Below are 12,291 nucleotides of genomic sequence, written 5' to 3'. Positions count from 1 at the left end.
GTCAGAACGACGGCAGGTTGCGGCGGCCCTTGACGCCGAACTTCAGCGCGACGCCCGCGGTCCGCGGGCCAGGCTGGCCGCCGCCGATCCACACGGTGGCGTGGCCCGGCTCGACGCTGCGCTTGCCGGCCGCGTCGACCGTGCTCAGGGCCTTGCCGTCCAGGTCGAACGTCAGCCGGCGCTTCTCGCCCGGCTGCAGCGTGACGCGGGCGAAGCGGACGAGCGTGCGGTTGGGCGCCCCGGGCCGCGGCCTGGCGACGTAGACCTGCACGACTTCGTCCCCGGCGCGCGGTCCGTCGTTCTTCACGTCGACGGCGACCTTGACGGCGCAGCCGGCGCACACGGCCCTTGGCGCGGGCGCGGCGAGCTTGTACGAGAACTGCGTGTAGCTCAGGCCATGGCCGAACGGGTACAACGGCTCGCCCTTGAAGTACTTGTACGTCCGGCCCTGCATGCCGTAGTCCTTGAACGGCGGCAGGTCGGCGGCGGATCGATAAAAGGTCACCGGCAGGCGGCCGGCGGGGCTGAAGTCGCCCGCGATCAGTTCGGCCACGGCCTGGCCGCCTTCGCCGCCCGGATACCAGGCCTGGATGATGGCCGGCACGTGCTTGTCGGCCCAGTTCAGCGCCACCGCGCTGCCGCTCATGTTGACGAGTACCAGCGGCTTGCCGAGCGCCCCCAGGCGTTCGAGCAGCGCTTCCTGCGGCGCGGGGAGGTCGAGGCTCGTGCGGTCGCCGCCCGCGAAGCCCGGCGCGTTGACCGCCATCTCCTCGCCCTCCAGCTGCCACGTCAGGCCGCCCGCGAACACGACGAGATCCGCCGCACGCGCCGCTTCCAGGGCGGCCGTGTCGTCGAAGCTGGGCCGCGTCCACTGCAGCTTCTGGTCGCCGTCCCAGCCGGCCTGGCGGGCCTCGATCTCGATCCGGTACACCTTGCCGGCCGCGAGTTCGACTGGCGTGTTCGACGTCGGCCAGGCGATGTCCCACAAGTCCGTGACGAGGCGTCCATCGACGCGGATGCGATAGCCCTGGCCGCCTTTCAGCCGCAGGTGATGCGGGCCGGTTTCGAAGGCGCGCAGGTAGCCGCTCCAGCGCGTGGAGGTCTTGCGCTCGACGTTGTCCGGCCAGCCCCAGCGGAACGCCGCCTGCGCACTGGTCGTGACGGCGGCCGGCGTGCCCGCCAGGTCGAGGTTGTCGAACCGTTCCGTGCGCACGCCGGGCTGGGCGCAGCCGGCGTCCAGGCACAGCGCGTCCGCCGGCACGTCCTGCAGCGGTGGCGCGACCCAGCCCGTGCCTTCCACGAACGTGACCTGCGCCTGCGGGAAACGGGCGCGCAGGCCGGCCAGCACGGTGATCGGCTTCGACGGGGTGCCGCTGTAGTTGCCGACCAGCGCGTCGACGCTGTCGGCGTTCGGGCCGATCACGGCGATGCGGCGCGGCGCCGTTTTGAGCGGCAGCAGGCCGTCGTTCTTCAGCAGCACGAGCGACTGGCGCGCCGCTTCCAGGTTCAGGCGGCGGCCGGCCGGGGTGTCGTAATCCTTCGCCGTGATGCCGGCCCAAGGACGCGGCGCATCGAGCAGGCCGAGGCGGATGCGCGCTTCCAGCAGGCGCAGCACGGCACGGTCGACGTCGGCCTCGGCCAGCAGGCCCTGCTGCACGGCGCGCACGGTCGTAGCGGGCGTCGCCGTGGGGCTGTTGCCGAATTCGCACATCACGTCGGTACCGGTCTTGATCGCGACCGCGACGGCCCTCTCCGGCGTGTCGACGTAGCGGTGCGCGCCTTCCGAGTGGATGTCGGCGATGGCGCCGCAGTCGGACACGACATGGCCCTGGAACTTCCACGCATCGCGCAGGAGGTCCTTGAGCAGGGGAGCGCTGGCGCAGGCGGGCAAGCCGTTCACCGCGTTGTACGCGCACATGAGGGACAGCACGTGCCCCTCGGTGACGGCGGCGTGGAACGCGGGCAGGTACGTTTCCGTCAGGTCGCGCGGGGAAGGATGCACGTCCTCGCGGTGGCGGTCGGCCTCCGGCCCGCTGTGCACGGCGAAGTGCTTGACCGTCGCCGATACCTTGGGCGCGCCCGGGTCGGCACCCTGCAGGCCGCGGATGTAGGCCACGCCCAGGCGCGACGTCAGGTAGGGATCCTCGCCATAGGTTTCCTGGCCGCGGCCCCAGCGCGGATCGCGGAAGATGTTCACGTTCGGCGACCACACCGTGAGGCCGCGGTACATGTCGGCGCCGCCGTCGGGATGCACGGTTTCCAGGTACTTCGCGCGGAACTCGGTGCCGACCGTGTCCGCGACGCGTTCGGCGAGCGCGGCGTTCCACGTGGCGGCCAGGCCGATCGCCTGCGGGAACACGGTGGCGTTGCCGGCGCGAGCGACGCCGTGCAGGCCTTCGTTCCACCAGTTGTAGGCCGGGATGCCGAGCCGCGCGATGGCGGGTGAAGTGGATTGCAGCTGGCCGGCCTTTTCGTCCAGCGTCATGCGGGCCAGCAGGGCGTGCGCGCGCGCGGCGGGATCGGCCTGCGCGGCCAGGGCGGGCAGGGACAGCGTCAGGGCGACCGCCGCGGCAAGGACGGTCCGGGAGAGATGTCGAGGTGTCATGGGCGTAGGTGATGGGTTGGCGCGCGGATGCTAACACCGGCGCGGCCGCGCGCCGGCGTCGTCCGGCGCCGCTGGTGAAAATTCTGCCGGCGCTGCGGAATTTCATGTCGCGCCGCGTGCACGCTCCGGGATTTCGTGGCTGGCCTGAGGGTTTTCGAAATTGCCGCCGTATGGACAGTCTCACAGAATGTATCGAATCCGGGCGGGTGTGCCCGCTGCCGGTACGACATCACATCATTCTGGAGACACAAACATGCACAAGATGCGACTCATCGCCTTGGCTGGCGTCGTGGCGGGCCTCGCTGCCGGCTGCGGCGGCGGCAACGCCGATCACGGCAACGGTCAAACCGTCCTGGCGGGCACCATCGGATCGGCCAGTCCCACCATCAAGCCCGCCCGCTTCGCGAGCGTGAAGTTCGGCGGCGGCGGCTACGTGCCGGGCCTGATCTTCCACCCGACCAGCCCGGACGTGCTGTATGCGCGCACCGACGTCGGCGGCGCCTACCGCTGGGATGCGGCCACCTCGTCCTGGATCGCGATCACGGACATGTTCGGCCCCGACGAGGGCTTTTACCACGGCAGCGAAACGATGGCGCTCGACCCGAACGACGACCAGCGCGTCTACATGAGCGCCGGCATGTACAACTGGGCCAGCAGCACCGCGCGCCTGTACATTTCCACCGACCGCGGCAGCCACTGGACGCACGTCGACCTGCCGTTCCCCGCGGGCGGCAACAACCAGGGCCGCGCGATCGGCGAACGGCTGATGGTCGACCCGAACGACTCGAGGATCCTGTTCTACGCCACGCGCACGGCCGGCCTGTGGAAGAGCATGGACCGCGGCCAGACCTGGAACCAGGTGACGTCGCTCTCGCCGCTGACGATGACCCAGGCGCAGATCGACACGACCTACTGGAGCAGCCCGGTCGGCATCGAACAGGTGATCTTCGACACCGATACCAAAGGTACAGGCACCGCCACGCAGACGATCTACACGGCGGTGGCGCCCGATTACGCGGGCATGGCCGGCCTGACCGCGGGCCTGTACAAGACGACCAACGGCGGCGCGTCGTGGACCAGCATTCCGGTCCCGGCCGACGTGCAGGGCTACATCATCCCGCACATGGCGCGCGCGAAGGACGGCATGATGTACGTGGCGTTCACGAAGGGCGAGGGTCCCGGCGCCGGCGGCCCGTGCCGGCTGTACAAGTTCGACGGCACCCACTGGACCCTGCTGAAAGGCTACGACGACACCCAGTGGTCCAGCTTCGGCATGGGCGGCCTGTCGGTGTCCGGCACCGGCGCCAACACCCGTATCGCGCTGGGCGTGACCAACACGTGGGGGAACTGGGTCGGCATGCCGGCCGTGCAGATGTCCGACGACGGCGGCGCGACCTGGCGCGAAATCGCCAACCTGATGCCGCGCAACCCGACCGATGGCGGCTACTCCGGCTGGGTGGACGACGTCGAGATCGACCCGAACAATCCCGACCGCGTCCTGCACGTGACCGGCGGCGGCGTGTGGGAGACCCGCAACGCGTCGGCCGCGCAGCCGACGTGGAACTTCATCGTCAGCGGCGTCGAGGAAGTCGCGACGAAGGCCCTGATGGCCCCGGCGTCGGGCGCCGGCTACTCGCTGATGCGCGCCGGCCTCGACATCGGCGTCACCGTGCAGACGGAACTTCTCAAGTCGCCCACGCGCACCTCGGGCAACTGGTTCGGCAGCGCGTTCGGCATCGACGCCGCATGGTCCAACCCCAACTACATCGCCGCCATCGGCGCCGGGTCGTACGACTACCCGGACATCGTCGGCGCCTACTCCACCAACGGCGGGGTAAGCTGGAACAAGTTCGCGACCAACCACCCGGACGCGAAGGCGCACCAGTCCGAAACGGGCAGCATCGCGGTCACGAAGGCCGCCAACGCGGTCTGGGCGCCGGCCGAGTCGGTACCGGCCTGGACGGCCGACAACGGCAACACGTGGACCTACACGAACCTGCCGGCGCTGCCCCGCATGAGCGTGTCGCGCGGCTATAAAGTCGTGGCCGACCGCAAGAACCCGAACAAGGTCTATGCGTACGACTCGGGCGGCGCGTGGTGGGCGCAATGGGGCGGCGCGGCGCACTTCTACACGTCGACCGACGGCGGCCGCACGTTCACCGAGAGCGCCACGTTCAAGAACATCGCCGCGTTGAACCAGTTCGGACAGACCTCGATCGCCGTCAACCCGAACGCGGAAGGCGACATCTGGCTGGCGGACGGGTTCAGTATCCTGCACTCGACCGATGCGGGCGCCAACTGGACCAAGCTGAACGTGACCCAGTCGGTTCCGAACCCCAGCAACTACTACGAGCCGAAGATCTATGGCGCCACGTCGATCGCGCTCGGCAAGGCCCCGGCCGGCGCCAAATACTCGTCCTCGATCTATATCGTGGGCGTGATCAACGGCCAATGGGGCTTGTATCGCTCGGATGACGGCGCCGCCAACTGGACCCGCATCAACGACGACCAGCACCAGTACGCCGGCATCAGCAACCTCGCGGCCGACCAGACCGTGCCTGGCCGCGTGTACTTCGCCGGCGCCGCCCGCGGCGTCCTGTACACCTACTGACGCAACGCCGGTCCCGCGTGTCGGACACGGGACCGGCCTCTATCCGAATACCTGGAGACATCTACATGAAACTGAAAGCAATCCTGGCCGCGCTCGCACTGGGCGTCGCGGCCGCCAACGCCGGCGCGACCGTCCTGACGTTCGACAGCCTGACCGAGATGATGTACGGCGACGGCTTCCCGCTCGCCGCCAACATGCGCTATGACGGCACGAACCTCGTGTACGAGGAGTCGGGCTACCGCCTGACCCTGAACGCGCCGGGGGCGGACGCCGGCGCGGCCCACGTCGGCGACGGCACGTTCGACCCGCAGACGTACAACTGGCACGACGGTTTCGAGAACGGCGCCGACACCTTCGTCACGCTGACGCGCATCGGCGGCGGCCTGTTCGACCTGCGCGGCTTCGACTACTACACGACCGGCAGCGCGCTGTCGACCGACGGCAACCTGCAGGCCTTCCTGGAGGGCGGCGGCACCTGGAACACGGCGCTGAACGCCATCACGGAGCTGCGTTTCACGTCGGGTGCGGTCAATGCGCTCGCCAACGTCGACGTGGAAGCGTCGGGAACCGTGCCGCTGCCGGGCACCTTGCCGCTGCTGCTGGGCGGCGTGGCGGCCTTCGGCCTGGCGCGCCGCCGGACCTGATCCGGGGAGCGGGATGCAAAGCGGAGGCTGTGTGCCTCCGCTTTTTTTTTGGCTGTGTTCGCGATAATTCGGTAACCCGCTCGTCTAGCCGAGCTGGACCGCAGCGCACAGCAGATGAGCCGGCTTCGTGAGCCGACGATCGTCCAGCATGCGCTGCCATCCCGAGTAATGGATCAGGTAGCGGCTCGCCACGCCGCGAAACCGCACCAGCCAGGTCTTGAAGCGGCTGTGCCAGCTATTCACGTTTTGAATGTGAATCGCGCCGCGCGCCCGGATGCCCGCTTTCACGTTCACCGCTTCATGCGTGATGCCGGCCTGCTCCGCGAAATGCCGATAGACGATGGCGCCGTCGGTGATCAAGAGGACGTCGTCCTGCAGCACGGGTTTGAGGCACTCATGCAATTGCGCCACCGTCACTTGGCCGCGCCCCGTATGAAAATCGAGCGTACGGCCACTGCGGTCGCGCGCGATGAGCAGGCAATCGTGTTCCCGGTTGATGCCCCGCCGCTTGGCCACGCCACCCCGCTTTCGCGGCGGCCGCGCGAGATTCCGTGCCCCCTTCTGCGATTCGAGCCGATACGTCTCGTCGACTTCGACGATGGCCGACAGCGTTGCCGGCCGGTCGCGCATCGCACCGGGCACGAACCGGTGGCGCCATCGAAAACTGGTCGTACGATGCACCCCGACGACTTGCGCGGCATCACGCACCGTGCGCGATTCGAGCACGCATTGCAGATACGGCAGCCAGAGCTCCTTCTTGCGCAGCCGCGCCAGCGGCGTACCGGTCAATGCGTTGTGGCTGCGCCCACATGTGAGGCAACGGAAGCGCTGCATTCCGCTCGCTTGGCCGCAGCGGTGCTTGCGGGCGCAGCCGCAGTGCGGACACGGCCGGCCCGCCGCCGCCTGCTCGATCAGGGCGATGCACTCGGCCGGATCCGCGATGCCGCCGATCCATTCCCGTAGCCGGGCCAGGTCGTTCTGGCGACAACCGCACCGCCAGCAACATGGCGAACAATTCGTCGAACGTCAGGCCGCGCATCGCCACTCCTCATGAGTTAACTCGACGATGCGTATGACCTCTGCAACGAATTACAGTTCACATAACTAGCGCGAACACAGCCTTTTTTTTATGGCGTACCCGGTTCGATCGTCACGTCGCCCGTCAGGCCGGACGGCTGGCCTGGCTGTGCCTGGACCAGCACGGTGAGCGTGCGCCAACCCGCACCTTTGGGCACCGCCAGGGTCAGCGGGCCCGGTTCGTACGCCGTCTTCTCGCCCAGCCTGACGCCGTCCAGCCACACCTCGGCCTTGCCGGCGATCTCGCGCATGACGAGCCGCGCATGGCCGTCGTTGCGGTCGCTGCGCAGGCCGAACGCGACGCGGTAGCTGCGCCACGGCAGCGCGTCGGGCGCCTGCTTCAGCGGCGGTTCGCCCCAGCCCCACGTGTTCATGTCGTTGTCGGCCAGGACGCGGTTCGGGTCCGGACGGTCGGCCTGCGGCGGCGACGTGCGCCACGGCGCCGGGCGCACGAGCGGCTGCGCCTCGGCGACGGCGGGGATGGGCGCGACGGCGCGCACGTCCAGCGCCAGTGCGGCGGATTGCAGGCCGTCCGCGTGCGCACGCAAGGTCAGCGGACCCTGGCCGGCGCGGCGGCTTTGCACGATCACCTGGGCGAGGCCGTTGTACAGGTTGCGCTCGGGCGCCTTCTCGGACTCGTGCGAGTTCGGGTCGCCGTTGCCGACGCCGATGATCGCGCCGGGGCCGGCCAGGTCGAACGTCACGTGCAGGTTGGCGTCGGGGACGGGACGGCCCCGCGCGTCGACGGCGCTCACCGTCACGGGCACGGCATCGGCGCCGTCGCCGGCCAGCGCCGGACGGTCCGGCGCCAGCACGAGGCGGGCGGGGGCGCCGCTCGTCTCGACCTGGTCGCGCCCGACCACGGCGCCATCCTTCAGCGCCACGGCCTCGAGCCGCCCCGGCGCATACGGCACCTGGAACGTGGCCATGTCGAACGGATCGACGTCCTGCTCGCCGACGACGGCGCCGTTGAGCTCCAGGCGCACGCGCGGCGCGTTGGTCGCGACCCGCACCTTGACCGGCTGTCCTTCCTTGCCGGCCCAGTTCCAGTGCGGCATGACCTTGACGACGGTGCGGTCCTTCAGCCACAGCGCCTGGCGGAACCAGTACGCGTTCTTCGGCAGCGCGCACAGGTCCATGATGCCGAAGAACGAGCCGGCGCTGGGCCACTCGTGCGGCGTCGGTTCGCCGCGGTAATCGAGACCGGTCCACGCGAAGCTGCCGGCCAGGAACGGGCGGGCGCTGATCTGCTTCCAGCTGCCGCGCTGCGTCTGGCCCCACTGGGCCGCGTCGTCGTCATAGCTGGCGACGAGGTGTTTGTCCTGGTCGGTCGTGTACTCGCCGCGCGACATGAAGGCCGACGTGTCCTCCGAACTGAACACGGGCTTGTGCGGGTACATCTTGTGGAAGCGGTCGTATTCCCACACCTGGTAATTGATGCCCGCCACGTCCAGCGCCTGCACGGCGCTCCTGGCGGCGAACAGGCCGCCGTGCATCGCGGCGGTGACGGGGCGCGTCGTGTCGAGTTGCTTGATGGCGCCGACCATCCGGCGCGCCATCTCGTAGCCGACCTCCGTGCCCTGCAGCGTCTCTTCGTTGAAAATCGACCACAGGATGACGCTCGGACGGTTGCGGTCGCGCTTCACGAGCCAGGTCAGTTGCTGCATGTAGTCGGGCGACGTGTTGAAGTTGCGGTTCTCGTCCATCACGAGTAGGCCGATGCGGTCGGCGATGTCCAGCACTTCGGCCGCGGGCGCGTTGTGCGCGAAGCGGATCGCGTTCACCCCCATCGATTTCAGCTGGCGCAGGCGGAATTCCCAGATCGAGTCGGGCACGGCGACACCGACGCCGGCATGGTCCTGGTGGATCGCCACGCCCTGCAGTTTCGTGGGCTGGCCGTTGAGGAAGAAGCCGCGGTCGGCGTCGAAGCGGATCGTGCGGAAGCCCGTGTGCGTCTCGGCGCGATCCAGCTCGCCGGTCGCATCGCGCAGCACGGCGCGCACGCGGTACAGCGCCGGCCCGGCCAGCGTCCACGGCTGGGGATTGCGTATGGCCAGGGCCAACCGCGTGCTGGCCCTGCCGAGCGCATCGACCTGCACGGGCGCGCCGGCGTGCGCGACTTCATGGCCGGCCGGATCGAGCAGGCTGACTTCCAGGCGCGCCTTGCGTGCGCTGTCTGCGCTGCTGTCGACGTCCACCGTCACGGGCAGCGTCCAGCGGCCGTCCTTCCGCACCGGATTCGCGTGGATGCCGTCGGTGGCGATGTGCATGGCGTCGCGCTTGACGAGCCAGGTGTGGCGGTAGATGCCGGCGCCTTCGTACCACCAGCCTTCCATCACTTCGGCGTCGACGCGCACGGCGATCGTGTTCGGCTCCGCGCCGTAGCGCATGTACGGCGTGATGTCGATGTGGCGGCCGTTGTAGCCCGACCAGTTGCGGTTCACCACGATGCCGTTGACCCACACGGTGCTGTGCGTGGCGATGCCGTCGAACCGCAGCTCGATGTGCCGTCCGCGGTCGGACGCCGGCAGGGTGAAGTAGCGTCGGTACCAGCCGATGCCGCGCGCGCGGTAGCCCTGCGACTTGTTCTGTGCGGCGTCGAACGGGCCTTCCACCGCCCAGTCGTGCGGCAGGTCGACCCGGCGCCAGCCTGAATCGTCGTAGTCGGCATTGGCCGGGCCCTGCGCCTCGCCCGCCTTGGCATTGAGGTAGCTGGCGCCATGGCCCTTGATGGCCGGCAGGGGCACGTCGCCCTGCAGGAAGCGCCAGCCCGCATCCAGCGACAGTCGCTCGCGCGGGGCCGCGTGGGCGGGTTGCAACGTTGCCAGCAGCACGGCGCAGGCGGTGAGCAGGCGGTGGAGGGCGGCGCGCATCCAGGCGCCGCGGTGGTCGTGGCCGGTCATCATGCGGGCTGCGCTCAATCGGCGTCGGCGGAAATGACGGACAGCTCGGCCGCGCTGGCCGAGCCGGAGCGCCACACATCGTCCAGCACCGTGAAACGGAAGAAGCGGGCGGTGACCGGCGCGAAACGGGCCGTCTGCAGGTCGGGGTTGTTGTGGACGTTCGCGAACGTGCCCCGTTCGACGGCGGCCTGCCAGTGCGTCCCGTCCGCGCTCGTCTCGAAGCGGTAGTTCACGGCCGTCCCCGCCACCTGCCCATCCTGCCGCGGCAGGTAGGCGAGGCCCGCGATGCGGTGGGATTGGCCCATGTCGACCTGGATGGACCGGCCGCCGCCCCACGGCGTCTGCCAGAACGTGGCGGGATCGCCGTCGACGGCGAGTGCGGCCGCGTGGCCGGCATCTTCGGCATCCGCCGCCACGACCGTGAAGCCGCGCGGCGACAAGCCCGTGAAGTCGCGCACGCCGACGACGCCGAGCCGCCCGCCGGGCAGCAGGCGCGCCGCCTTCACGATGCCGCTGCCGGGCATGGCCAGCGGCGCGCGGTACACGGGCGACGCGGCCGTCGGGGCCGAGCCGTCGACCGTGTAGACGATCGTGCCGCCGGCCGGATGGTCGAGCCGCACGGCGCCGGCGGCGTCGCGGTCGGCGATCGTGGGCGGCAACAGGTCTTCCGATTGCTTGTACAGCCCGATCTCCGCCAGCGTCGGCTCGAGGCGCGCGCCCGTGATGCGCACGCGCACGCGGTCCGTCGTCACCGGCGCGCGCAGCCGGATCAGGCGGCGGTGGCCGACCGTCGTCGTCACGTCGGCCGGGTGGCGCGCGGGCGCGGTCCACGCCGTGCCGTCCCACGTCTCGATCTCGAACGACTCGATGCGCTGGCCGCGCCGGTCCACCGCTTCCTGCAGCGACACGACGTCGAAGCGCGTGCGCCGGGGCAGGGTCAGCGTGAGCGTGCCGTCGCTGCGCCCGGGCGCCGCCTCCCACCAGGTGTCCAGGCTGCCGTCGAGGACGGCCGGGGCGGCATGGCGCGGGGCCGCGTGGTCGGCCGTCACGCGCGCGCCGCGTGCGAGGTTGACGGCGAACGTGGCGCGCACGATGGCGCCCAGCTGGCCCAGCGTCGCGACCTGGTCGTCGGGCACGAGGCCGCTCTTGTCCGGCGACAGGTTCAGGATCAGGTTGGCGTTGCGGCCGATCGACGAATAAAAGATGTCGACCAGCTGCGTGACGGGACGGGGCCGCTTGTCGTGCGCCCAGAACCACTGGCCGTTCGCCAGCAGGGTCGCGTTGGTCTCGGCCGGGTACCACCACAGGTGCGATCCGGGCTTGAGCTGCGCCCGGCTGCCGAGGTCCGCGCCCTGCATGTCGGGCCACTGGAACGCGCCGGGGGCCGTGGGCAGTGGAATCACGCTCCATTCGGTGGTGCGGCCGTAGCCGCTTTCCGTGCCGACCCAGCGCACGTCCGGCCCCTTGCCCATGATGACGGCGTCCGGCTGCAGCTTGCGGATCAGGTCGTACCAGGCCGCGTAGTCGTAGGTCTCGGCCACGCTCGGGTCGGGATTGGCGCCGTCGAACCACACTTCATGGACCGGTCCGTATTCCGTCAGCAGTTCGTACAGTTGGTTCAGGAAGTAGCGGTTGTAGTCGTCGACCTCGTACGTGAACACGGGCCGGCCCGGCGGCGGGGTGCGCCCCTGCGCGGGGTCGCTCTGGAAGCGGGCCGGGTCGGTCGGGATCGTCGAGCGGCGTTTCGCGCTGCCGTTGCCGTAATAACCGGCCGGGTTCGCGGCGTTGGTCTTCAGCTGGTACAGGTCGGCCGGCGACAGGTAGATGCCGAGCTTGACGCCGGCGCCGCGCGCCGCATCGGCCACCTCGCGCACGAGGTCGCCCTTGCCGCCGCGCCAGGGACTCGCGGCCGACGAGTGATTCGTATAGCGCGACGGCCACATCGCGAAGCCGTCGTGGTGCTTGGCCACCAGCACGAGCATCTTGCCGTCGAGCTGTTTCACCGCGCGCAACCACTGGTGCGCGTCCAGTTGCGTGGGATTGAACAGGGCAGGGTCTTCCTTGCCGTTGCCCCATTCCACTTCATTGAACGTGTTGACGCCGAAGTGCAGGAAGAACGTGCGCTCCAGCCGCATCCAGGCGGACTGGTTGGGGCGGGGCAGGGTTGTCGCGGCCTTGGCGACGATCGTGGCGGGGGTGTCGTCCGCGGCGATGACGTGTTCCGTCGCATAGGGAATGGGGGCGCCGTGCGCAGCGGCGCAGGCGAGCGCGAGGGCCAGGCCGAGGCAGCCTTGTGGGTGTCGAGGTGGGAGCATGATGTGTCGGTGTGATAAGTGGCGTATCGATTTTGTGATCGGCCGTATTACGCTTGCAATCGCGAAATCCCACAACCGGCATGGAAAATTACGTAAATCCGCGTCGCCAACGTGGCAACCAGGTAACGGTTACCGC

General features: G+C 69.6%; 6 protein-coding genes. 2 read left to right on the top strand and 4 right to left on the bottom strand.

Going from position 1 to position 12,291, the window contains the following annotated elements:
• Position 1: 1 nt before the first annotated feature.
• A complete protein-coding gene (locus ACL58G_RS25620; RefSeq protein WP_440963613.1) occupies positions 2-2,605 on the bottom strand; it encodes a glycoside hydrolase family 3 C-terminal domain-containing protein in 2,604 nt (867 codons plus the stop codon).
• A 253-nt stretch (positions 2,606-2,858) separates the two neighbouring features.
• Here ACL58G_RS25620 and ACL58G_RS25615 point away from each other — a divergent pair, with 253 nt between their 5' ends.
• Together ACL58G_RS25615 and ACL58G_RS25610 are read left to right on the top strand one after the other, a co-directional pair.
• Positions 2,859-5,216 (top strand): WD40/YVTN/BNR-like repeat-containing protein, encoded by a 2,358-nt coding sequence (locus ACL58G_RS25615; protein WP_440963612.1) that lies wholly within the window; start codon positions 2,859-2,861, stop codon positions 5,214-5,216.
• Between the two features lie 65 nt (positions 5,217-5,281).
• Positions 5,282-5,860 carry a hypothetical protein gene (locus ACL58G_RS25610; RefSeq protein WP_440963611.1) on the top strand — a complete coding sequence of 193 codons (579 nt, stop codon included), beginning with the start codon at positions 5,282-5,284 and terminating at the stop codon, positions 5,858-5,860.
• A gap of 84 nt (positions 5,861-5,944) precedes the next feature.
• Here the strand turns inward: ACL58G_RS25610 and ACL58G_RS25605 are convergent, their stop codons facing one another.
• From ACL58G_RS25605 to ACL58G_RS25595, 3 genes are all read right to left on the bottom strand, one after another.
• A complete protein-coding gene (locus tag ACL58G_RS25605; protein WP_440963610.1) occupies positions 5,945-6,649 on the bottom strand; it encodes an IS1595 family transposase in 705 nt (234 codons plus the stop codon).
• Positions 6,650-6,987: 338 nt separating this feature from the next.
• Positions 6,988-9,843, bottom strand: coding sequence for a beta-galactosidase GalA (galA, locus tag ACL58G_RS25600; protein ID WP_440963609.1), 2,856 nt, complete (start codon positions 9,841-9,843; stop codon positions 6,988-6,990).
• An 11-nt stretch (positions 9,844-9,854) separates the two neighbouring features.
• Entirely contained in the window at positions 9,855-12,155 is a 2,301-nt protein-coding gene (locus tag ACL58G_RS25595; protein ID WP_440963608.1) for an alpha-L-fucosidase, read from the bottom strand.
• Positions 12,156-12,291 lie beyond the last annotated feature (136 nt).

Origin of the sequence: Massilia sp. GER05 (assembly GCF_052056005.1) — a bacterium.
Lineage (GTDB): Bacteria > Pseudomonadota > Gammaproteobacteria > Burkholderiales > Burkholderiaceae_D > Telluria > Telluria orientalis.
This window is presented reverse-complemented; position numbering and strand designations above follow the sequence as displayed.